Origin of the sequence: Micromonospora sp. NPDC023737 (assembly GCF_040639715.1) — a bacterium.
Classification (GTDB): domain Bacteria; phylum Actinomycetota; class Actinomycetes; order Mycobacteriales; family Micromonosporaceae; genus Micromonospora.
On sequence record NZ_JBFAAL010000012.1, the window covers coordinates 63087 to 84239 of the forward strand.

Consider the following 21153-nt stretch of genomic DNA (forward strand, 5'->3'; position numbering starts at 1 on the left):
TGGTGACATGCCCGCAGACGAACTCGTTGAACTGCTGAAACGGCATGCGCGTCCGGACTTGACCACTGCCATCGATGGTGTCCGGATCTGTAGAGCCGACCATACCGTTCTGCCCGGATCCTCGATGTCCGGTACGGTGCTGGCGGTCGTCGCTCAGGGCACCAAGCGTCTGGCAGTGGGAGACCATGTCTACGAGTACGGCCCCGGTCAGTATCTCGTCGCTTCGGTCGACCTTCCGGTGACAGGACAATTCGTCGATGCCGTTCCGGGTCATCCCGCGCTCGCCTTCGGGATGACTCTGGATCCCGCCGCCATCGCGGAACTGCTGTTGCAGGCCGGTCCGGGCGATCTACCGAGGGCTGCTGGCGCCGTACGACCGGGAATCGCGGTCACCGAGGCCCCGGACGAACTGCTCGACGCGATCGTGCGGCTACTGCGTCTGCTCGACCGCCCAGCGGACAGGAGAGTGCTGGTCCCGCTGGCGAAGCGGGAGATCCTCTGGCGGTTGATGACCGGGGAACAGGGTGACATCGTCCGTCAGATCGGGCTGGCCGACAGCAGCCTGGCGCATGTCAGACGTGCCGTGCAGTGGATCCGGGAGAACTACAACCGGCCGTTCCGGGTGGAGGAAGTGGCACGGCTCTCGGGGATGAGCGTGCCTGCCTTCCACCGGAACTTCCAGGCGGTAACGGGGATGGCCCCTATCCAGTTCCAGAAGAAGCTTCGGCTGCAGGCGGCGAGGTTGCTGCTGGCCAGCCGTCCGCATGACGTCACCGGCGTCGGTCACCGGGTCGGATACGACAATCCGTCCCAGTTCAGCCGGGAGTACCGGCGCCAGTTCGGCGCTCCGCCCAGCGTCGACGCGGCCCGCATGCGTGGCGGCGCGGCGCCCGCCCCTGCCGCACTGCCCTGACAGTCACTGCGACGAAGAGGATTGTGCAGGGACGAAAGACGATCGCGCTAGCTCCGTTGTCGCGGCATTGCTTGTATTGGAGATACCGGAACGCACCACGGATTCCGGAACCACCACCACAAGAAAGAGGCGAGTGGCGACGGTCGATCACCGACCAGGCTCGCCGACCGTTCAAAGGGGGAGAACGTGAAGCACCGCAAGCTGGGGTGGCCGGGAACCAGGAATGGTCACCTGCCTCTTCGCGAAGTGCGGGTGAGTCGACCATGACCGTGGACGACGCCGTTGTCCGCGCCCTCAGTATCGGGCCGGACTCTTCCCGGGCCGAGCGCACGATCGAGATCACGACATTGGGCCGACGCAGCGGTATACCCCGCCGCAACGAGATCTGGTTGCACCGCGTCGACGGCCGCTGGTACCTGACCGGCATGCCCGTTCCCCGCAGCTGGTACGCGAACCTGCGAGCCAACCCGCGATTCATGGTTCATCTGAAGCACGGTGTCACGGCCGACCTGCCCGCCACCGCGGTGCCGGTCGACGAGCAGACCCGGCGGCGCGTGATCACCGCAGTGCTCGACCTGCAGAACCGCCCCGACATCGCGGCGCGGGTCGGCCAGCGCCAGAGCTTCGACGTGTGGTTCGCGCACAGCCCGCTGGTCGAGGTCGTGTTCGACGACGAGCAGTTGCGCGCGGCATCTTCGGCGCAGCCCGAATAGGCCAGGTTTTTTATCGGGCCGGAAGTCTCGACGTATCGCGCACTGCCGGCCGCAATGTAAACACCACCCGCCGATAAGCTGGATCCGGCGGCGAACAACCGTGGAGAAAAACAATTACCATGCCGAACAACGTGATCAACAAGATCTACATCGACGGTGAATTCGTAACCCCGCACGGCACGGAACTCTTCGACCTGCACAATCCCGCCACCGGGCAGGTGATCGGACAGGTTCAGCTCGCCGACGAGGTGGACGCCGAGGCGGCCATCGCAGCCGCGAAGCGGGCGCTGCCCGCGTGGTCCGCGACCTCGCGAGAAGAGCGGATCGACGCGCTACGCCGCCTGCACGACGCGGTCGCCGCGCGACTGGAGGACATCCGGGAAGCCGTGGTGGTGGAGTACGGCGGGCCCGTGCGCAACTCGTTCCTGGTCGAGGGAATCCTCGGCGCGTTCGCCAACATGATCAAGACGCTGGAGGAATTCGAGTTCACCCGGCAGGTCGGCAACGCCGTTGTGGAGATGGCGCCGATCGGCGTCGCCGGCCTGATCAGCCCATGGAACTCCGACGCCTTCTTCATCGCCGACAAGCTCGCGACCGCATTGGCCGCCGGCTGCACCGCCGTCATCAAGCCGAGCGAGATGAGCGCGACCCAGACCCGGGTCATGACCGAGGCGCTACACGCGGCCGGACTGCCCAAGGGCGTGTTCAACATCGTCACCGGCCGTGGCGACGTCGTCGGAACCACCATCAACCGGCACCCCGACATCGCCAAGATCTCCTTCACCGGCTCCACCGAAGTCGGCAAGACCATCATGCGTGAGGCGTCCGACACGCTGAAGAGCCTGACCCTCGAACTCGGCGGCAAGTCGCCGTCGATCGTCCTCGACGACGCCAACCTCGAGGAGGCCGTGACCGGCGTGCTCGGGGTCGGATTCGTCAACAGCGGGCAGGCGTGCACCGCCGGCACCCGCATCCTCGTCCAGGAGGACCAACTCGACGACGTCCTCGCGCTCATCACGAAGAAGGTGGCGACCGACTACCGGGTCGGCGACCCGCGCGACCCGGCCACCGCCGTCGGCCCGATGGTCAGCCAGCGGCAGTGGGAACGTGTCCAGTCGTACATCCGCCGCGGTATCGAGGAAGGCGCGCGGATCGTCGTGGGCGGACCCGACCGCCCCGACGAACTGCCCGACGGCTACTACGTGCGACCGACGGTCTTCGCCGACGTCACCAACGACATGACGATCGCACGCGAGGAGATCTTCGGACCGGTCCTGTCGGTCATCACCTACCGCGACGAGGACCACGCCGTCGAGATCGCCAACGACACCACCTACGGCCTGCACGCCTACGTGTTCTCCGGCGACCCGGCAAGGGCACACCGCATCGCGTCCCGCCTGGAGGCGGGCCGGGTGTCGGTCAACGGTGGTTACGAACCGGTGTCCCCGTTCGGAGGGTTCAAGCAGTCGGGCCTCGGCCGCGAATACGGCAGTTTCGGTCTTGAAGACTTCCTGGAGCCCCGGTCCGTGATGCTGTGACGGCACGGCCGGACCCCGTGACTGGTACGCGTACGTAATTCGTGGCGCGTCCAGCACGGGGTCCGGCCGCGGTCAGTCGTGGATCGCCGGATTGCTGCCGCGGTCCCGTCGAAACTGCGCCTTGAGCTGCTCCCGCCGTAGGTGGTCGGCCATCCGCCAGGCCGCCATGTCGGTCTCGGACCGCCTGTTCAGCTCCGCCGACGCGTCGAAACCCGGTTCCAGCTCCTCGACACAATGCGCCGCCTGCTCCATCGGCACGCCGTTGGCGAGCAGGTGCACCAGCACGTCACCCGGGTAGCGGAGGCCGCCGGTGACCTGCGCCCCGTGCGTCACCGACAGCTTGCCGTCGGACCGGCGCAGGTGAACGCTGTACTGGTCACCCACGCGCTCGACGCGTACGGCCACGACGGGGTTGTCAGCTGATGGATGAACCACGCGACGAGCGTAGTGACCTTCCCAGCCTGGCGAACCAGTTGAGGATGTGCTGACGCGCTGGACGGTGCCGCGACGACCGCCGGTACCGCGACTGCGAGCGGCTCGCGTCCCGTGCGTAACCCGTCAAGCCGCCTGCACGGCGAGCGGGCATCAGTGTGGGTTCGCCGGCTTGTGTGCGAGGACGAGCTGGCATCGAGGGCTGCCGTCCCGGCGTCGCCCCAGGGCGGTCATCGGGACGGCTCGCACGGTGAAGCCGGCCGCGGTGAGGTCGTCGCGAACCGCGACCAGCGGGCTGGTGCGGTAGTACATGACGAACGGCGGGCGCCAGACGGCATTCCGGACGCGCATGGCCAGGTCGAACCCGAGCACGGCCCAGTGCGAGAAAGAGAGCGGGGACGGCGGTGCGCCGATCGGGAAGGCGAGTAGCCCGCCGGGCCGTAGCGCGCGGTACATCCCGTCGAAGAGCGCGGGGCGTTCGGCGGGCAGGAAGTGCCCGAGCGCTCCGAAGGTGACCACGAGGTCGAAGTCCCCGGCGAACGGGAGGGCCCGGGCGTCGGCGCGTACCCAGGTGGCGTCCGGGTGTGTGTGCCGTGCCTGCGCGAGCATTCCGGTGCTGAAGTCGACCCCCGTGATCTGCCCCCGGCACAGGGGCTTGAGGACGAGCAGTCCCGCGCCGGTACCGCAGCAGACGTCCAGGCCCCTGTCGAACGGCCCGAGTTCGGACAGCGCTTCGACGGTGGCGCCGAGGATGCTCTCCGGCGTGCGGAAGGGCGTGTGGTCGAACTTCGGCGCCAGCAGGTCGTAGCCGCGCTCGACCGAGGAGAGCGCCTGGGCGCACAGTTCACGCAGTGACGGGCCGTGGGGCGAGAACATCGACCGAGGCTACCCGCCGGACGGCGCCCTCGCCGGCCGGCTGCGATTTCCACGGGACGGCCACGCCCAGCAGGCTGACGACGCGCAGCCGGCCACCGTGTCAGCGGTCGTGTCAGGAGCGTGTCAGGGGCGTGGCGGGCCGGGCGTCGATGGTGGTCGCATGACGAGTTCAGCGATCACCGCCTCCGGGCTGCGGAAGGCGTACAAGGACAAGGTCGTTCTCGACGGCATCGATCTCGACGTCGCGGCGGGCACGATCTTCTCCCTGCTCGGCCCGAACGGAGCGGGCAAGACGACGACGGTCAACGTGCTGACCACGTTGACGAAGGCCGACGGCGGCACGGTACGCGTCGCCGGCCATGACGTGGCGACCGAGACCCGGGCCGTACGCGCGGCGATCGGGGTCACCGGCCAGTTCGCGGCGGTGGACGAACTGCTGACGGGCCAGGAGAACCTCCAGTTGATGGCGGATCTCAAGCGGTTGGGCTCGGGCGAGGGTAGGCGGGTCGTCACCGACCTGCTGGAACGGTTCGACCTGACGGAGTCGGCGCAGAAGATGGCGTCGACCTACTCCGGGGGTATGCGCCGGAAGCTCGATCTGGCGATGACCCTGGTCGGCAGGCCCCGGATCATCTTCCTCGACGAGCCGACCACGGGCCTCGATCCGCGCAGCCGCCGGACGATGTGGGACATCATCCGCCAGCTGGTGGCCGAGGGCGTCACCATCTTCCTCACCACCCAGTACCTGGAGGAAGCCGACCGGCTCGCGGACCGGATCGCGGTGCTCGATCAGGGCAGGCTGGTCGCCCAGGGCACTCCCGCCGAGCTCAAGCGCCAGATCCCCGGCGGCCACGTCCGGCTCCGGTTCGCGGGCGACCTCGAACTCGACGCCGCGGCGCGGATCCTGCCCGACTCCACCCGCGACGACGAGGACCTGATCCTGCGGGTGCCCAGCGACGGCGGAGCCAATTCGCTGCGCGCCCTGCTCGCCCGACTCGACGAACTCTCCATCGAGGTCGAGGAGTTCTCGGTGCACACGCCGGACCTCGACGACGTCTTCCTCGCCCTGACCGGCCGTACCAACACGAAGGTGAACGCATAATGAGCTACGCGACGACCATGCTGGGTCGCAACTTCAAGCACACGCTCCGCAATCCGGTCGCGGTCTTCAACGCGGTCCTGTTCCCGATCGTCCTCCTGCTGATGTTCGTCTACGTCATCGGCGGTGCCTTCGACATCGCCGGCAACTACGTCGACTACGCGACCCCGGGCATGATCGTGTTGACGATCTGCTACGGGTTGAGCGCCACCGCGCTGGCCGTGAACTCCGACATGACGAAGGGGATCATCAACCGCTTCAAGGTGATGGACATCCCGCGCAGCGCCGTACTGAGCGCGCATGTCGCCGAGAGCATGCTGCGCACGGTGATCGCCATCGCCGCCCTCGTCGGTGTGGCCGTGACGATGGGATTCCGGCCGGCGGCCAGCCCCCTCGAGTGGCTCGGCGCGATCGGTTTCGTCGTGCTGATCTCCTTCGCGACCACCTGGCTCACCGTCGCCCTGGGACTGTCTGCCAAGACCCCCGAGTCGGCGGGGATGGTCTCCGTGCCGCTGGTCATGCTGCCCTTCCTGAGCAGCGCGATCGTCCCGGCCGAGACGATGGGACCCGGTGTGCGGCAGTTCGCCGAGTACCAGCCCTTCACGCCGATCATCGAGACGGTGCGCGGGCTGCTCGCCGGCGAACCCTCCGCCGACAGCGCGATCGTCGCCGTCATCTGGTGCGTCGGGATCGCCCTGGTCGGATACGTGTGGTCGCTCTCCACCTTCAAGAAGCGCGCCTGAACCGGCGCGGACATCCCCACTGACAACCCACGTACGAGCAAGAGGAGAAGCCGCCATGCCTACCTTCGCCACGCCAGGGCCCATCGCCGCCATCGTGGAGGTCGCCGGTGCCCAGGTACGGGTCGTCGCGAGCGACCGGACCGACACCGTGGTGCTGGTCGAACCGATCGACCAGGCCAGCAAGAAGGACATCAAGGTCGCCGAGCGGACCACCGTCGACCTCTCGGATGGAAAGCTGTCGGTCAAGACGACGGTCTCCGGGGACCGGGCCGGTTCGGTCGCCATCACGATCGACCTGCCCACCGGTTCGGGCCTGGCCGCCTACCTGGCGCACTCGGACGTCCACGCCGACGGCTTCCTGGGCGCGTGCGACCTGCACATGGCATCGGGCCGGGCCCGCCTGGACCACGTCGAGGCGCTGCAGGCGAACATCGCCTCCGGTGAGGTCGAGATCGGCCACGTCGCCGGGCGGACCGACGTCGACGGCGGGGCGTTCACGCTGCGGATCGGCGAGGTCGAGGGCACGATGCGGCTCTCCAACTCGGGCGGGCGGGCCTGGATCGGCCACGCCCACGCCGACCTTGACCTCAGTAGTGCCAGCTGCGACTTCGACGTCGATCGTGCCGACGCGAGCGTGGCCGCCGGAACGGCCAGCGGCGCCATCCGGATCGGCCGGATGACCAACGGTGCGGCGAAGCTGACGAACGGCTCGGGGAGCATCGAGGTCGGCATCGCCGAGGGCGCCGCCGCCCACATCGACGTCAACAGTGAGCGAGGGGCGGTGCGCGACTCGGTCTCGGCCGAGGGGAACTCCGACCCTGCGGACACCGAGGTCTCGGTTCACGCCCGCACGAGGCACGGCGACGTCGTCGTCCGGCGCGCGGCACGTTGACCGTCACAGGGCGAGCGCGACCTCGACCAGCGGGGCCGCGCTCGCCCGCGTACCTTCCCGCGTCACCTCGGCGAACCGTGCCTCGCCGAGGTGACGCCGCACCTCCTGTTCGATCCGGCCCGCATCCGGGTGAGCGCGATCCGGCAGACCGCGCACGGCGACGCTGGCTGCCAGTAGTCGCGCCGCCTGCTCGTACTGGTCGTGCCGCAGTGCCAGGTCCGCGACGCCGACGAGTATCTGGCCGGTCAGGAACGGGTGTCCCGCCTCGGACGCCGCCTGCCAGGCCGCCACGCGGTGTGAACGAGCCTCGCGGAGGTCGTCGGCCAGGTAGCCGAGCAGGTCGTGGATGCTCGCGCGGATCTGCGCCTGCTCCGCGTCGTCACCCAGGACGGCGGTCGCGATGCCGAGTTGATGGCGTGCCTCCGCGGTGTCACCGCCCCACCGTGCGAGTTCCGCCTTGGTGAGCGCCAGTTCGACCAGCGCATGCGGCCAGGTGACCCCTTCGGCGTGCCGCTCGGCCTCGGCGATGGCGGCCGCGCTGGAGTCCCGATCGCCGTCCCGCCAGTGCAGCAGGGCCTGCTGCGTCCGTAGCCGGATGACATCCTCGACGGCGCCGACCTCGGTGACGACCGTGATCGCCTGTTCGCAGTACCCACACGCACCGGCGAACTCACCGCGCAGCGCGAGTTGGACCGCCAGCTCGGACAGGGCCAAGGAGATGCCGAACCGTTCACCGAGCGTCCGGAACTCGGCGAGCGCCAGCTCCAGATTGGCCTCCGCCTCCCGACCACCCCGGCCGAGCATGATCCGCATCTTGCCTGCCTGCCAACGGGCCAGGGCGCGTACCCAGGGGTCTTCGTTGTCCAGCAACGACTCGAACGCGGACACTGCGGTCTCCGGCGCCTGCAGCATGCGTTCCAGCGGGGTGACCAGCCCCAGCAGCGGGTTGCGGTGCCGGCTCTGCTGACTGAACCGGTACGCCTTGTGGATCCATTCGGCGCCCTGGTGTTCGTCTCCACGCCCGGAGGTCACGAAGAGCACCACCAGCCCGTACGTCATGGCGCGGACGTCGTCGGTCACCTCACCGGGGATGCCGGTGGCCGCGATCATCAGCTCGAGGCCTTCGGCCCGGCGTCCGCCGAGCCACCAGTACCAACCGGTGGCCGCCGCGAGCCGCATCGCCGCCTGCGCGTGGCCCGCCGCGATCGCCCCCCGCAGTGCGGCACTGATGTTGTCGTGTTCGGCTGCGAGCGTGGCGAGCCAGACCAGTTGTTCGGCGCGGCGCAGATGCGGCTCCGCGGTCTCGGCGAGCTCGGTGAAGTAGGCGAGATGCGCCTGACGAGCCGGGTCCGGTTCACCTGCCTCGGCGAGCCGATCGGTGGCGTACTCCTTGATCGTGCCGAGCATCCGGTAGCGCGGGGCGCCGTCGCCCTCGGTCACCAGCAGCGACTTCTCGGCCAGGGAGGTGACCAGCTCCAGCACCTGATCCTGCTCGACGATGTCGCCGGCGCAGACCCGTTCGGCGGCCTCCAGGCTCGCCCCGCCGGAGAACACCGACAGCCGGCGCAGGACCGCCCGCTCGGCGTCGGTGAGTAACTCCCAACTCCAGTCGACCACCGCGCGCAGCGTCTTGTGTCGAGGTAGAGCGGTACGGCTGCCGCTGGTCAGCAGCCGGAACCGGTCGTCGAGCCGGTTGGCGAGTTGCTCGATGGTCATGGTGCGCAACCGGGCGGCGGCCAGCTCGATGGCCAGCGGCATCCCGTCCAGCGCCCGGCAGACACGCACCATCGTCGACAACGTGTGCTCGTCGTCGCCGAGGTCCCGGCGTACGGCGCCCGCCCGGTCGCCCAGCAGGCGGACGGCGGGCGAGGATGCGATCTCGGCGAGGCCGGCGTCGGTTGGCACGGCCAGTGGCTCGACCAGCCACAGCGCCTCACCGGTGATGCCGAGCGGTTCCCTGCTCGTCGCCAGGATCCGCAGCCGGCGGCATTCCCCGAGCACCCGGTCGGCGAACCTTGCCGCCGCTTCGATCACATGCTCACAGTTGTCCAGGATCAGCAGCGCCTCCCGCTCGCGGATCGCGGCGATGAGCCCGTCCGCCAGGTCGGCGCTCGGACCCGCACCGAGCAGGGCGTCCCGGAGCCCGAGCCCGGTGAGCGTGGCCTGCGCGATGTCGCCGTCGGCGCCGATGGCGGCGAGTTCCACCAACCAGACCCCGTCCGGCAGGTCACCGATCAGGGTGCGTGCGGTCTCCGTGGCCAGCCTGGTCTTGCCCGAACCGCCAGGCCCGATCAGGGTGGTCAGCCGGTGCTCGGCGACGAGTTCGCGGACGGCGGCGACATCGGCGTCCCGGCCGACGAAGCTTGTCAGCTCGGCACGCACGTTGGTCTTCCGGTGCTCTTCCCGCCGTCCCAGTTCGCCCCGCAGGATCGCGACGTGCAGGGCGGACAACTCGGGCGAGGGGTCGACGCCCAGCGTGTCGGAGAGCCCCTCTCTCGTGCGTTCGTAGGTGAGCAGGGCCTCGGCGTCACGGCCGGCCGCCACCAAGGCCCGCATCAGCGCAGCGACCAGCGGCTCCCGCAGTGGATGCGCGGCCACCGCGTCGGTCAGTTCCGCGACCAGCTCCGCGCCGTGGCCGAGGCTGACCTCCGCTGCGAAGTGATCTTCCATCGCGGTCAGGCGCAGCCCCTCGAGCCGCGTCACCGCCGCGTCGAACGCTTCGCTGTCCTCCAACCCGACATCCTGGAGGGCGGCACCGCGCCACAGGCCGAGGGCTTCGCGCAACAGCCGGACTCGCTCCTGCCCCTCCTCGTGGCGAGCGCGGCCCAGGAGGCGCTCGAACCGAAGGGCGTCGACAGCGTCCGGCTCCACCAGCAACCGGTAGCCGCCCGGATGCCCCTCGATCACACCGCCCGGCAGGGCCTTCCGCAGCCGGGAGGCCAGGCGTTGCAGGGCGTTCGCCGCGTCGGCGGGTGGGTTCTTACCCCAGATCCAGTCGACGAGCATCGACTTCGGGACCGTGCGGCCCGGTTCGAGGGCGAGGGCGATCAGCAGTGCGCGCAACCGGGCGCCCGGCACGTCGGTCCTGGTGCCGTCGTTCGTGTGAACCTCGAATGATCCAAGCATCCCGACCTGCACCGGCTGATCCTCCCACGGTGGCGTGCCGTTGCCTGCTCCCGCTCGGCGGGGTGGGAGCCGCTACGGCTTGCGTCCGCCGTCAACGGTGGCCGGGTCGGGAGTCTCGTGCTCGGGCGGTCGGGCATGGTCGCGCATCTGGCGATAGGCGAGCGCGCCCATCCCGACGGCCAGCAGACCGCCGCCGAGAATCACCGGGCGCGTGCCGTCGATGAGGAAGTTGTTGCCCCACAAGTGCACGGGGCGCCGGCCGATCAGTGTCACCAGCAATGGTGACAGGGCCACGGAACAGCCCAGGACGACCTTCAGCATCGACTGGTAGAGAGCGTTGATCCGGCCGCGCATCGAGTCTTCGACGCGGGAACCGATGATGGTCGTACCGGTCAGGAATGCGGTGCCGGCGCAGGCTCCGACCATCAGCACCGCCACCAACGAGACGGCCAGGTGCGGGGAGAGCGCCACCGGGACGAGTACGCCGCCGGCGGCGACGACGGCGATGCCGAACAACCGCTCCTGCGTCACCCGGTACGCCAGCTTCGGGGTGCCGACGATGCCGATGACCAGACCCAGGAAGGCGGCCAGGAGAAGCAGCCCGAAGGCGGCCTGGCCGCCGAGCAGGCTCAGCGCGTAGGGCTGTGCCGAGCCCACGACCGCGCCACCGGCGGCGAAGGCGCCCATCATGCCGATCAGCAGACCGCGCACGAGCGGGACGTTCCGTAGGTAGCTGACGCTTTCACGGAGCATTCCCGCGATACCGGGACCGCGGTCGACGGCGGGTGACGAGGCCGGCTCCGGGCGGCCCGCCGGCGTGCCCCCGGCGAACGGCCTGGAGAGCTCGGGCAGGAGGGCGGTGAGCGAACTCGCGCTGGCCAGATAGAGCAGCGCAGCGACCACGATCGTGATCCGGGACAGACCGTTCACGCCGATCACCTCGGCGGACACACCGAAGAGGGTCCCAGCCCCGGTGATCAGGGTGAACAGGCTGCCGGCCGCCAACACGGTGATCCCGTACGTCATGACCAGGCCCAGCTGCACCGCCGAGGCGACCTGATCCGGTCGACGGAACAGGCGGGGTAGCGCGGCGTCCTTCGCCGGGATCCACATGGTCGTGGCCATCTGCACGAAGAAGTTGCCGGCGAGGATCCACCAGTAGCTGTTGGCAACCGCGATCGACAGCAGCAACGCGCAGCGGGCCAGGTCGGCGACGACCATCACGGTACGTCGGTCAAAGCGGTCCGAGATCAAGCCGGCGATCGGCGCGAACAGCAGGCCCGGCAGCAGATTGACGAACAGGATGCCGCTGAACGTGAAGTTGACCCCTGCCGCGCTGGAAGCGAGGGTGTTGCCCAGCGCGGCGAGCCCGAACAGAGCCAGCCAATCCGCGGTACTGCAATAGCCGGTGACGATCCACAATCTGCGGAAGGGCCTTACCGCCAGCAGCCCTCGGGCGCGCGCTAGGGAGGAGGTTTGAGCTCTGCGCGAGCCATCTCTCTTGGCTTCTGGCCCGTCGTCCACCTCGATCCGCATCCAGCGAACGCTAGACCTACATCGGAGGTGGGGCTGAAGAGCCCCGGAGTACCCAGGCTGTTCGACCGACGAGCCCGCGACAGACCCGGACAGGCTGCTGACCGTCTCGGGCCGGCCGGGGAGCCGAAGCCTGCAGCCGGCGACCGGTCGGTGCGGGCTGAAGCACCGGCGTGTGGTCACGGCTCGTGGCGCCGCCGGCCGTCTCCTCGCCTGACGAGGAGACGGCCCTCACCACGGACGGTGTGGCGGGGGACTGACCCGCGCAGCGGGTAGCCCCGGAGTTGGGCCTGCCCCTGTTCAGGGCGAACCCGACGATCGATGACGGTTCGGTCAGTTCTTGGCGATCTCGTCGAGGAGCGCGGCCAGTTCGGCGGGGCGGGACAGGTGGGGGGAGTGGCTGGTCGGGATCCGGTGGATGGAGTTCGCGCGGGGGGCCATCCGCTCCTGGAGTTCGACGGGGAGCGACGCGTCGTTCTCGCTGAGCACGTAGGTCGACGGGACGGTGTGCCACGCGGCTCGGGTCGCGCGGTCGGCCCACGGCTGGAGGCGCTGGTCGACGAGCTGGCTGATGGCCAGGTCGGCCACCGCCTTGGGGACGTCCGCGTAGAGCTGGGCCCGCGGGTCCGAGCCGATCGGGAACAGGCCCTCCGACGAGTCGGGGTCGGGCATCCCGTGCAGGGTGAACATCGACTCGTTGACGTCGGGAACGTAGGCGGCCAGGTAGACGAGGTGCCGGACGTTGGGCAGGCCGCCGACGCCCTCGGTGGCCGGGATGCCGCCGTAGGAGTGGGCGACCACGACGACCGGGCCGTCGATGGCCTCGATGGCCGCACGGATCGCGGCGGCGTCGTCCTGCAGGCCGCCGCGTGGGTTGGGGCCGGTGGTGGGCAGCTTCACCGCACGGCTGGCGTAACCGAGGGCGTCCAGCTCTCCGCGCAGCAGATCAAAGGTGGACGGAAGGTGCCAGGCACCCGGAACGAGGACGAATGTGGGCCGCTGAGCGGTCATGGTGCTTCTCTCCCGGAGGTGTCGGACAGGTCGTCGAGACATCTTGTCTTGTAGCCAGCGTAGGGCGCGCATCTAAAATCGCGATATGGCCTCTGTCACCCGCCGAACCTCGCCCGGGCCAAACCGCCGCGCCGCCGCCGATGCCAAGATCCTGGAGGCGACCGAGCGGTTGCTGGCCGGCGGCGCGAGCTTCACCGAGCTGGGTGTGCAGCGCATCGCGGCCGAGGCCGGCGTCGTCCGCTCGACCTTCTACCTGCACTTCCGGGACAAGACCGAGCTGCTGCTGAGGCTCATCGACACGCTCGCGGACGGCGCCTTCAACCTGATCGGATCGGCCCCGCCCGCGGCCGGTCGGGATGGGCTGGTCGCGGCCATGGTGCGGGACATGCGTTACTACCGGGAACGGCGGCACCTGCTGGCCGCGGTGCTGGAGGTGTCCGGGTACGACGCGGTGGTGCGTGAGTTCTGGAACAACCAGTTGCAGCGCTTCACCGACCTGGCCGAGGCGTGGCTGCGCAGCGAGCAGGACGCCGGCCACACCGCGCTCGACCTGGAGCCGGCCACCGCGGCCCGGGTGTTCACCTGGGGCGGATTCCAGGTGCTGGCCAACCACGTCCTGACCGGCCCCGTGGAGCAGGACGAGATCGTGGCCCGGGAGATCGCCCTGCTCGAGTGGTACGGCGCGTTCCGCCGGCCGGCCCAGGACTGAGCCGCGTTCCCGCGCCGCAGCCTGCTCAATCGTGACCGGCGGCGGACGACCCGTGACCACCCCTCAGGAGCCGGGAACGATGACGGAACAGACGATCGGGTACGACGACGTACGCGCCGCGTTGGTCGAGGCGTGTCCTGGTGTCGGGATCGCGCACATCCGGCGGCTCGACGCCGGCCACACCAGCCGGCAGTGGGTCGCCGACACGGACGAGGGCCCGTTACTGGTCAAGACGCCGGTCCGGAACTCGGACCCCGAGCACCTACGGCGGTTGATCGCCACCACCCGGCGGGCCGCCGAGGGCGGTTTACCCGTGGTGCGGTTCCGCGCCTACGTGCCCAGGAGCAGCGACCTCGCCGCGCCGCTGCTCGTGCAGGAGTACCAGGACGGCACGCCTGCCGACGAGGCGTGGCAGACGATGAACCCCGTCGAGCGCCTCACGTTCGCCAAGGAACTGGGTGAACTGGTGGGCCGCCTGCACTCCTGCTCCGGCCCCTGGTTCGGGGACGTGCTCGGCGCGGAGAAGCACGCCGACGTCCGGTCCTTCCTGCACGCCCTTGTCGACAGTCGGCTCGCGGAGGCGCCCGAGGACATCACCTCCGCCGGACGCGACGGCCTCTCCGCGGCCATGCACCACGCCATCGACACCGTGCCCTCGGACGGCGTACCGGCGCTGACGCACGGCGACCTGTGGCGCCAGAACATCCTCCTGCGCGGCGGGCGGATCGCCTGCCTGCTCGACTTCGAGCACGGGCTGTACGCGGACCGTTTCCTCGACTTCGGCAAGCTCGACGAGCACATGCTCGACGCGTTCCCGCAGGGGCGCACGGCGTTCCTCGACGCGTACGACCAGGTGTGCCCGCTGCCGGACGACTGGGCGGCGAGGGTACGGCTCGGTCACGCCGTGCACGCGCTGTCGATGAGCGTCTACTTCCTGCGCTGGACGCCCGGATACGCGCCGCAGTACGTCAGCGAACTGGAGGAGTGGCTGGCCACGCGGGGGTGACCGGCGGCATCGGCGCCGCTCGGGCCGGCAGGGGAGCCCCGCCGCAGGCGGACGTTACGCAGCCGTGCCGAACTTGCCCCTGACCGCGTGGTCGGTGTCCGTCACCTCGCCCGTCTCCAGGAGCTGTTTCAGCCGGTGCAGGTTGGCTGCCACCTCGGCGGCAGGAGGCTTGCCGATCAGGACGAGGGCGGCATGACCGAGCCTGCCCAACGGCATCTCCAGCAACTCGCGGACCTCTGTGCGGCCCGCACCGACCTCGGCGAACCGCACCGTCCAGCGAGCTCGCAGGCCGGGCGGTCCCGTCGTCTCGTAGCGGATCAGCTCGCCCGTACGATCCTCGGTCAGCCGGATCGCAGATTTCAGCTGGATACCGAGCGGGCCCACAATCGTCCACCGGAATGTCGCGGGGTCGACCCGTTCGATCGCCGTGACGTCGCCCAGGAACCGGGGCAGGTTCTCGAAGTCGCGGTAGAACTCGTAGACGTCCGCGACTGAGCGCTCGATGACCACGCTCGCCTCGACCGCGTGCACCCCGGGACGAGACGGACTGCTCATGGCTGCCTCCGACAGATTCGCTCGGCTCCGCCTACCAGGGTGCGGCGTGCATCGGCCCGCTACCTGGTCGCCGACGTTGACTTGTCAGGTACGGCGGGCCGCCCGGCCCGCAGCGCTTGCCCGCGTGCCTGCCCGCTAAACCATGACACGGAGCGCCTACGCCACCGGGCAGTTGCTTCGACGGATGCCGCGATGAGGCCGCCGAGAATGGCGACCATGAGCGCGGAGGCTGTCGGCACACACATGCCCGCTGTCGTGACGCTCGACGACCTGGCGGCGATGAATGCCGCCGATCTGAACGGCCACCGCTACGAGACCAGCCCCGAGGGACTTTCGGCGTTCCGAGAGGCGCTGTCCGATAGCTGACAGGACACCGGGGGTGTTCGCGTCGCACTGTTGTAGCAGGTGAGAGGCGTATGGATGGCGGGCCACATCCGATTCCTCCGGTCCGGTGGCGACAGCAGCGTCCCGCCGGCGCCGTGATCACCGGGTTCGGCCCCGCCGCCGCGGCGGTTCCGGCGTAGCGCAGCGCCGGCCCGTACGCATCGGCGAGATCGCGTCCGGTGGACACCCGTCCCGGGCGCCCGGGACCGCCGTCCGACATCGACGTCCCCACCCTCGCCGCCGTACGTCCGGCGAGTCAGCGTCCGCTCGACGCGTACCGACCTACCGCGACCCGAGACCGGCGCAGCGCCGCGGCACGGCTCGACGCGCGATCACGCCGACCCCCGACGACGGGGTGTGCGTACCCGGGGAACCCACGCCGGAGCACCGACGCGCCCGGCGGCCCCGGTCGTTGCCGCAACCGACGACAGCCCGCCCGCACCGGTCAGCAGCCGGTCCGGCGCTGAACAAGGAAGGAGGGGCCGGCATGGCCGCTCCCACCGCGTCCGCATCCCTCAACGCGTCGACCTACTCACCGGGTGACCAGATGAACCTCACCGTCACCTACGGCGACACCGACAGCAGACCGCTGACCATCACGATCGTGGTCACCGACGCGCAGGGCAACAGCAGCGCGCCGGTACGCGTCGCCGCGGTCATCGATCCCCTCACCGTCACCGTCAGCGACGACTCCGGCCGCAGTTGGACGCGGCTGTCGGACAACGGCGCGGTGGCCGTCTACCGGGCGGTGGCGTGATGCCCAAGGTCACTGTCACGGTGCGTGACTCCGGCGGGCGTACCGCCACTGCCACCGCCAGCTATGCCATCGCGCCGCCGGTGCTCGGCGGCTACTACCTCTCCGGCGGCGCCGACCCGACGGCCGACATCGCGGGCGGCAACTTCCGTTCGCTCACGCAGTACCGCAGCTTCGCCGACGGCTACATCTTTCCCGGGTACCAGCGGCAGTGGCTGACCACACTCGGCAAATCGGGTATCAAGATCAACATGGTGCTGGAGCTGAAGCACTACGGGGCGCCGAACGCCGGACCGCAGACCTTCACCGTGGACGGTACGTCCTACACCGTCCCGGCGCCTGCCATGACCATCCAGCAGCGTCCGGGGACGACCTGGCCCAAGGCGTACGGGTACGGCCAGGTGCTCGCCGGGCAGTGCGACGGGCTCTTCGCCCGAGCCCTGTCCCAGTACCGGACGCTGGGCTTCCCGGTGAACATCCAGCTCGCCTCGGAGCTGGACACCGATCACGAGTTCGGCACCAGCGAGGCGGGCAAGGCCTACAACTGGGCCGAGTCGGACGCCCGCGCGGTCCAGGCGGTGACGTACATCGTGAACTGGTTCAAGGCACGGTCACTCCCCGCGGGCAGCACGTTCTCCGTCGGGCTGGGCGGTTTCGACCGGGCCTGCTTCCAGCGCACCCACCCCGAGTCGCTGATGGCGCGCCTCGACCACCTGCAGTGGAACGTGTACGCGACCAGCCCCACCCACACCGCTCTCGACCGCTTCCGGCGTACGAAGGACTGGGCCGTCGCCGACCTCGGCCCGGTCGCGCTCTCCCGGCCGGTGATCATCGCCGAGTGGGGTGTGCGGGTGGCCGAGATCCCGAACCAGGCCGCCTGGATCGCCACCGTGCCGGCCGCGATCGCCAAGCTCAACGCCGAGCGGGGACCGCGGATCGTGCAGACGAACTACTTCAACTCCGGCTGGGGCACACTCTCCCCGAAGGCGACCGGCCTGTCGGCGTTGAGGGCCGCCTACGCCACCCGTCCGTACGTCTGACGCGGCGCCGCGGCGGTGCCGGGTGGACCGGCCCGGCGCCGCCGCGGCTCGCCGCCCTCGTCAGCGGGGCGGGTCGCCGCCAGGCGTCCGGTACGACCAGTCGAAGGTGCTGAACAATCCGAAGTCCAGCCCGCGGCCACGGTCGCCCGCGACGGCGACCACGCAGTTCCCGTCGGTCCGGACGGTCACCGGCCCGCGGTCCGGGTAGCGCAGCACGAACGCCGTCTCGGCGGACACCCACTTCGCCGTGCAGAGCAGACCGTCGCCGGGGGCGGGCGCGGGCGACCTCGCCGGTCGGGCCGTGTCGGGGGAAGCGCCGGCTGCCGGTCATGCGTACCTCCCGCCGGACAAACGAGCGGCCCGGCCGGGAGGTCGACGGGGTGACCCGATCGACGCCGCCCGGCTCCATATGCTCGGGGTATGGAACTGCGGATCTTCACCGAACCCCAGCAGGGCGCCAGCTACGACCAGCTGCTCGCCGTGGCCCGCTGCACCGAGGACGCCGGCTACGGCGCGTTCTTCCGCTCCGACCACTACCTCAAGATGGGCGACGTGAGCGGTGAGCCCGGCCCCACCGACGCGTGGACCACGCTGGCCGGCCTCGCCCGGGACACCAGCCGGATCCGGCTCGGCACGCTGATGACCGCCGCCACGTTCCGGCTGCCCGGGCCGCTGGCGATCACCGTGGCTCAGGTCGACCAGATGAGCGGCGGCCGGGTCGAGCTGGGCATCGGCACCGGCTGGTACGCCGAGGAGCATGCCGCGTACGGCATCCCGTTCCCGTCCCTGGCCGAGCGGTTCGACCGGCTGGAGGAGCAGCTCGCCGTCATCACCGGCCTCTGGGCGACGCCGCGGGGCGAGAAGTTCAGCTACGACGGGCGCTACTACCCGGTGGCCGACTCGCCCGCCCTGCCGAAGCCGGTGCAGTCTCCGCGTCCGCCGATCCTGATCGGCGGGATGGGCAAGAAGCGGACCCCGCAGCTCACCGCCCGGTACGCCGACGAGTTCAACCTGCCCTTCGCCTCGGTGGCGGACTCGGCTGCCCAGTTCGACCGGGTACGGGCGGCGTGCGCCGAGATCGGCCGTGACCCGGCCGAGCTCTGCTGGTCGAACGCGCTGGTGCTCTGCTGCGGGCGCGACGACGCCGAGGTGGCCCGCCGCGCCGCGGCGATCGGCCGGGATCCCGAGGAGCTGCGCGCCAACGGAATGGCCGGCACGCCCGCCGAGATCGTCGACAAGATCGGCCGGTACGCCGAGATCGGCGCCCAGCGGATCTACCTTCAGGTGCTCGACCTCGCCGACCTCGACCAGATCGAGCTGGTCGCGGCCGAGGTGATGCCGAAGATCTGACGCCCGTCCCGTGGGTCGTCCCGCTGGTCGTCCCGGCGGGGCGGCGGGGCGGGTGTCGGCACCGGTGTGGGCGCGGGCGGGGGCGCCGGCGTCGGGCGCGGCCCGGGCGACGAGGCGTCCGGGCCGCCGCCGCAGCGGATCTCGTGCGTCTTCGGCTTGGACACGCCGCCGTTCGGGGCGGGATCGAGGTGACTGTTCATGGGCGTAGGGTTCCCCTCGGTGCCGGTGCCAATCGTGGCCGAATGACGGGTGCCCACCGGTTCCGGGCTGTCGGAGGATGCGCACACCGACGAGCGCAGTCAGAACGGGGGCAGGACGTGGAACTGCGGCGGACCCGTGGATCACTCGTGCTGCCCGTGGTCTGCGTGCTGGGCGGCGTGGCCCTGCTGGTGGTGCCCAGAGAGGGCGCCCTGCTGCGCAACCTCGTCGCCGTCGGCGCCGTCGCTCTCGGCGGTCTGGCGCTGCTCGGCGCGTTCCGGCCGTTCCGGTTCGGCATCGGCCCCGAGGGGCTGACCGTACGGCGACCCGGGCTGCGTCGGATGATCAGATGGGCGGAGATCGACGCGCTCGTGCTCGACGAACCACCGCCCGTCGAGGGCACCCCCGCCTCGCCCCGCCTGCTGGCGGTGCCCGCCCCCGGCCACCCGCTCGGCCTGCCCGGGAACGCCCGGCACCCGTTGGACGGCCGCGCCGCGGTGGAGCTGCTCGACCTGGGCCAGGTGCGGGAGAAGCCCGAGGAGGTGTCCGCCGCGCTCACCCGGTACGCCGGTGGTCGCTTCACCGACGCGCTGGCCTGCCGCCGTGCCGCCTTCGCCGTCGAAGAGTTCACGATCGGGTTGCGTGGCTACCGGACGGACCAGGTCGACGAGCTCATCCGGCGGGGCCAGGAGGCGCTGGCCTGGGGAGGAACGCCGGAGCGGGAGTCCGCCCGCGCCGAGATCGAACGCGTCCGGGCCGGCGGGCTGACGGTCGCCATGCGCGGCTACGACACGTTTCAGGTCGACGAGGCGCTGCTCGCGCTCAGCACCGCCCTCGCCGAAAACCGCTCGACCGATCGGGAGACCACCTCGTGACCACCGCCGACGAACTGACCAACGCCGCCGTGCCCGGCGAGCCGACCAGTTCGACCGGCAGGTCGGGGTCGTCGACCGTGACGGGTACTGCGGGCGGGGCGGCCGACGCCTCCGTGCCGACCGGCACCGGCGACGACGTGCCCCGCCGCAACTGGGCCGGGAACGTGCGTTACTCGGCGCGCCGGTTCCACCGGCCGACCAGCGTCGACCAGTTGCGTCGGCTGGTGGCCGCCGCCGAGCGGGTCCGCGCGGTCGGCACCGGGCACTCCTTCAACCGGCTCGGCGACACCGACGGCGACCTGGTGAGCCTGGCCGGGCTGCCGCCGGAGATCACCATCGACCGGGATCGTCGGCAGGTCACGGTCGCCGCCGCACTGCGGTACGGGGACGTGGCCACCCGCCTGCACGCCGAGGGGTACGCCCTGGCCAATCTCGCCTCCCTGCCGCACATCTCGGTCGCCGGGGCGATCGCCACCGGCACCCACGGCTCCGGTCAGGCCAACGGCAACCTGGCCACCTCGGTCGCCGCGCTGGAGCTGGTCACCGCCGACGGCGACCTGCTCCGGGCAGACCGGGACACCGACGGAGACACCTTCGCCGGCATGGTCGTCGGCCTCGGCGCGCTGGGCGTCGTCACCCGGGTCACCCTCGACCTGCTGCCCACCTTCGAGGTGCGCCAGTACGTCCAGCTGGACCTGCCGCGCGAGCACGTCGACGCAGCGCTCGGCTCGGCGTACAGCGTCAGCCTCTTCACCGACTGGCGAACGCCGCGGCTCAACCAGGTGTGGCGCAAACAGCGGGCCGACGAAGCGGCGCCGTCACCCGACTGGCTCGGTACGACGGCGGCCGCCGCGCCGCAGCACCCGGTGCCGGGCATGCCGGCGCAGAACTGCACGCCGCAGCTGGGCGTGCCCGGGCCGTGGCACGAGCGGCTGCCGCACTTCCAGCTCGGCTTCACCCCGAGCAGCGGCGACGAGTTGCAGTCGGAATATCACCTGCCCCGCGCCGCGGCGGCGGAGGCGCTCGCCGCGCTCGACCCGATCGCGCACCTGATCGCGCCGGTGCTGCAGATCTGCGAGCTGCGTACGGTGGCGGCCGACCAGCTCTGGCTCAGCCCGAACCACGGCCGGGACAGCCTCGCCGTGCACTTCACCTGGGTCGACGACCCCGCCGTGGTGTTGCCCGTGGTGGCCGCCGTCGAGGAGCGGCTCGCGCCGTTTCAGCCGCGACCGCACTGGGGCAAGGTCTTCGCGATCGACCCGGCCCAGGTGGCCGCCGCCTACCCGCGGTACGCGGACTTCGCGGCCCTGCTGGCCCGTCTGGACCCGCGCGGGGTGTTCCGTACCGAACTGCTCGACCGGTACTTCCCGCGCTGACCGCCACCCCCGGGGGCCGGGTCCGGATCG

Annotated in this window: 21 protein-coding genes; 14 read left to right on the plus strand and 7 right to left on the minus strand. The window is 70.5% G+C overall.

What is annotated here, in order from left to right:
• Positions 1-7 precede the first annotated feature (7 nt).
• From AB0F98_RS23150 to AB0F98_RS23160, 3 genes are all read left to right on the plus strand, one after another.
• Complete coding sequence (locus AB0F98_RS23150; RefSeq protein WP_357738586.1) at positions 8-913, plus strand: AraC family transcriptional regulator; 906 nt, start codon at positions 8-10, stop codon at positions 911-913.
• A gap of 263 nt (positions 914-1176) precedes the next feature.
• Positions 1177-1626: a nitroreductase family deazaflavin-dependent oxidoreductase gene (locus tag AB0F98_RS23155; RefSeq protein ID WP_357738589.1), complete on the plus strand. Its 450-nt coding sequence runs from the start codon at positions 1177-1179 to the stop codon at positions 1624-1626.
• Positions 1627-1745: 119 nt separating this feature from the next.
• The gene (locus AB0F98_RS23160) at positions 1746-3164 is read left to right on the plus strand and encodes an aldehyde dehydrogenase family protein (protein ID WP_357738591.1); all 1419 of its coding nucleotides are present in this window, start codon (positions 1746-1748) and stop codon (positions 3162-3164) included.
• A gap of 72 nt (positions 3165-3236) precedes the next feature.
• Here the strand turns inward: AB0F98_RS23160 and AB0F98_RS23165 are convergent, their stop codons facing one another.
• Positions 3237-3599, minus strand: coding sequence for a hypothetical protein (locus AB0F98_RS23165; RefSeq protein WP_357738593.1), 363 nt, complete (start codon positions 3597-3599; stop codon positions 3237-3239).
• A 150-nt stretch (positions 3600-3749) separates the two neighbouring features.
• Positions 3750-4472 carry a methyltransferase domain-containing protein gene (locus AB0F98_RS23170; protein ID WP_357738596.1) on the minus strand — a complete coding sequence of 241 codons (723 nt, stop codon included), beginning with the start codon at positions 4470-4472 and terminating at the stop codon, positions 3750-3752.
• A gap of 160 nt (positions 4473-4632) precedes the next feature.
• On the opposite strand from AB0F98_RS23170, the gene AB0F98_RS23175 reads away from it, so the two are divergent.
• The 3 genes from AB0F98_RS23175 to AB0F98_RS23185 are packed head-to-tail and all read left to right on the plus strand — an operon-like array spanning position 4633 to position 7206.
• On the plus strand, positions 4633-5574 hold the full coding sequence (locus AB0F98_RS23175; protein WP_357738599.1) for an ATP-binding cassette domain-containing protein: 942 nt from the start codon (positions 4633-4635) through the stop codon (positions 5572-5574).
• Positions 5574-6314 (plus strand): ABC transporter permease, encoded by a 741-nt coding sequence (locus tag AB0F98_RS23180; protein WP_357738602.1) that lies wholly within the window; start codon positions 5574-5576, stop codon positions 6312-6314. The genes AB0F98_RS23175 and AB0F98_RS23180 overlap by 1 nt, the downstream gene beginning before the upstream one ends.
• A 55-nt stretch (positions 6315-6369) precedes the next feature.
• The gene (locus AB0F98_RS23185) at positions 6370-7206 is read left to right on the plus strand and encodes a DUF4097 family beta strand repeat-containing protein (RefSeq protein ID WP_357738605.1); all 837 of its coding nucleotides are present in this window, start codon (positions 6370-6372) and stop codon (positions 7204-7206) included.
• A 3-nt stretch (positions 7207-7209) separates the two neighbouring features.
• Here AB0F98_RS23185 and AB0F98_RS23190 read toward each other — a convergent pair whose 3' ends face one another.
• The 3 genes from AB0F98_RS23190 to AB0F98_RS23200 form a co-directional block, all read right to left on the minus strand.
• The gene (locus AB0F98_RS23190) at positions 7210-10344 is read right to left on the minus strand and encodes a BTAD domain-containing putative transcriptional regulator (RefSeq protein WP_357738608.1); all 3135 of its coding nucleotides are present in this window, start codon (positions 10342-10344) and stop codon (positions 7210-7212) included.
• 60 nt (positions 10345-10404) lie between these two features.
• Complete coding sequence (locus AB0F98_RS23195) at positions 10405-11754, minus strand: MFS transporter (protein ID WP_357738611.1); 1350 nt, start codon at positions 11752-11754, stop codon at positions 10405-10407.
• 444 nt (positions 11755-12198) lie between these two features.
• Positions 12199-12876: an alpha/beta hydrolase gene (locus AB0F98_RS23200; protein ID WP_357738614.1), complete on the minus strand. Its 678-nt coding sequence runs from the start codon at positions 12874-12876 to the stop codon at positions 12199-12201.
• An 85-nt stretch (positions 12877-12961) separates the two neighbouring features.
• On the opposite strand from AB0F98_RS23200, the gene AB0F98_RS23205 reads away from it, so the two are divergent.
• Together AB0F98_RS23205 and AB0F98_RS23210 are read left to right on the plus strand one after the other, a co-directional pair.
• Complete coding sequence (locus tag AB0F98_RS23205; RefSeq protein ID WP_357738617.1) at positions 12962-13585, plus strand: helix-turn-helix domain-containing protein; 624 nt, start codon at positions 12962-12964, stop codon at positions 13583-13585.
• 79 nt (positions 13586-13664) lie between these two features.
• Positions 13665-14591: an aminoglycoside phosphotransferase family protein gene (locus tag AB0F98_RS23210; protein WP_357738620.1), complete on the plus strand. Its 927-nt coding sequence runs from the start codon at positions 13665-13667 to the stop codon at positions 14589-14591.
• 54 nt (positions 14592-14645) lie between these two features.
• Here AB0F98_RS23210 and AB0F98_RS23215 read toward each other — a convergent pair whose 3' ends face one another.
• Positions 14646-15146, minus strand: a complete 501-nt coding sequence (locus AB0F98_RS23215; RefSeq protein ID WP_357738624.1) for an SRPBCC family protein — start codon at positions 15144-15146, stop codon at positions 14646-14648.
• A gap of 216 nt (positions 15147-15362) precedes the next feature.
• On the opposite strand from AB0F98_RS23215, the gene AB0F98_RS23220 reads away from it, so the two are divergent.
• The 3 genes from AB0F98_RS23220 to AB0F98_RS23230 all read left to right on the plus strand — a co-directional run bounded on the left by AB0F98_RS23220 (position 15363) and on the right by AB0F98_RS23230 (position 17324).
• Positions 15363-15512 carry a hypothetical protein gene (locus AB0F98_RS23220; protein ID WP_357738627.1) on the plus strand — a complete coding sequence of 50 codons (150 nt, stop codon included), beginning with the start codon at positions 15363-15365 and terminating at the stop codon, positions 15510-15512.
• A gap of 505 nt (positions 15513-16017) precedes the next feature.
• Complete coding sequence (locus AB0F98_RS23225; protein ID WP_357738630.1) at positions 16018-16287, plus strand: hypothetical protein; 270 nt, start codon at positions 16018-16020, stop codon at positions 16285-16287.
• Complete coding sequence (locus AB0F98_RS23230; protein ID WP_357738633.1) at positions 16287-17324, plus strand: hypothetical protein; 1038 nt, start codon at positions 16287-16289, stop codon at positions 17322-17324. The genes AB0F98_RS23225 and AB0F98_RS23230 overlap by 1 nt, the downstream gene beginning before the upstream one ends.
• A 60-nt stretch (positions 17325-17384) precedes the next feature.
• On the opposite strand, the gene AB0F98_RS23235 is transcribed toward AB0F98_RS23230, so the two are convergent.
• Positions 17385-17561 (minus strand): hypothetical protein, encoded by a 177-nt coding sequence (locus AB0F98_RS23235; RefSeq protein WP_357738636.1) that lies wholly within the window; start codon positions 17559-17561, stop codon positions 17385-17387.
• Positions 17562-17744: 183 nt separating this feature from the next.
• Between AB0F98_RS23235 and AB0F98_RS23240 the strand changes: the two genes are divergently transcribed.
• The 3 genes from AB0F98_RS23240 (at position 17745) to AB0F98_RS23250 (ending at position 21123) form a co-directional block, all read left to right on the plus strand.
• The gene (locus AB0F98_RS23240; RefSeq protein ID WP_357738639.1) at positions 17745-18674 is read left to right on the plus strand and encodes an LLM class F420-dependent oxidoreductase; all 930 of its coding nucleotides are present in this window, start codon (positions 17745-17747) and stop codon (positions 18672-18674) included.
• A gap of 317 nt (positions 18675-18991) precedes the next feature.
• On the plus strand, positions 18992-19747 hold the full coding sequence (locus AB0F98_RS23245; protein WP_357738642.1) for a hypothetical protein: 756 nt from the start codon (positions 18992-18994) through the stop codon (positions 19745-19747).
• Positions 19748-19884: 137 nt separating this feature from the next.
• Positions 19885-21123, plus strand: coding sequence for an FAD-binding protein (locus AB0F98_RS23250; RefSeq protein WP_357738990.1), 1239 nt, complete (start codon positions 19885-19887; stop codon positions 21121-21123).
• Positions 21124-21153 lie beyond the last annotated feature (30 nt).

What these genes read in the sequence shown, in the direction of transcription:
- AB0F98_RS23150 (WP_357738586.1), top strand. Translation starts at nt 8, where the DNA reads ATGCCCGCAGACGAACTCGTTGAACTGCTGAAACGGCATGCGCGTCCG.
- AB0F98_RS23155 (WP_357738589.1), top strand. Translation starts at nt 1,177, where the DNA reads ATGACCGTGGACGACGCCGTTGTCCGCGCCCTCAGTATCGGGCCGGAC.
- AB0F98_RS23160 (WP_357738591.1), top strand. Translation starts at nt 1,746, where the DNA reads ATGCCGAACAACGTGATCAACAAGATCTACATCGACGGTGAATTCGTA.
- AB0F98_RS23170 (WP_357738596.1), bottom strand. Translation starts at nt 4,472, where the DNA reads ATGTTCTCGCCCCACGGCCCGTCACTGCGTGAACTGTGCGCCCAGGCG.
- AB0F98_RS23175 (WP_357738599.1), top strand. Translation starts at nt 4,633, where the DNA reads ATGACGAGTTCAGCGATCACCGCCTCCGGGCTGCGGAAGGCGTACAAG.
- AB0F98_RS23180 (WP_357738602.1), top strand. Translation starts at nt 5,574, where the DNA reads ATGAGCTACGCGACGACCATGCTGGGTCGCAACTTCAAGCACACGCTC.
- AB0F98_RS23185 (WP_357738605.1), top strand. Translation starts at nt 6,370, where the DNA reads ATGCCTACCTTCGCCACGCCAGGGCCCATCGCCGCCATCGTGGAGGTC.
- AB0F98_RS23200 (WP_357738614.1), bottom strand. Translation starts at nt 12,876, where the DNA reads ATGACCGCTCAGCGGCCCACATTCGTCCTCGTTCCGGGTGCCTGGCAC.
- AB0F98_RS23205 (WP_357738617.1), top strand. Translation starts at nt 12,962, where the DNA reads ATGGCCTCTGTCACCCGCCGAACCTCGCCCGGGCCAAACCGCCGCGCC.
- AB0F98_RS23210 (WP_357738620.1), top strand. Translation starts at nt 13,665, where the DNA reads ATGACGGAACAGACGATCGGGTACGACGACGTACGCGCCGCGTTGGTC.
- AB0F98_RS23215 (WP_357738624.1), bottom strand. Translation starts at nt 15,146, where the DNA reads ATGAGCAGTCCGTCTCGTCCCGGGGTGCACGCGGTCGAGGCGAGCGTG.
- AB0F98_RS23220 (WP_357738627.1), top strand. Translation starts at nt 15,363, where the DNA reads ATGAGCGCGGAGGCTGTCGGCACACACATGCCCGCTGTCGTGACGCTC.
- AB0F98_RS23225 (WP_357738630.1), top strand. Translation starts at nt 16,018, where the DNA reads ATGGCCGCTCCCACCGCGTCCGCATCCCTCAACGCGTCGACCTACTCA.
- AB0F98_RS23230 (WP_357738633.1), top strand. Translation starts at nt 16,287, where the DNA reads ATGCCCAAGGTCACTGTCACGGTGCGTGACTCCGGCGGGCGTACCGCC.
- AB0F98_RS23240 (WP_357738639.1), top strand. Translation starts at nt 17,745, where the DNA reads ATGGAACTGCGGATCTTCACCGAACCCCAGCAGGGCGCCAGCTACGAC.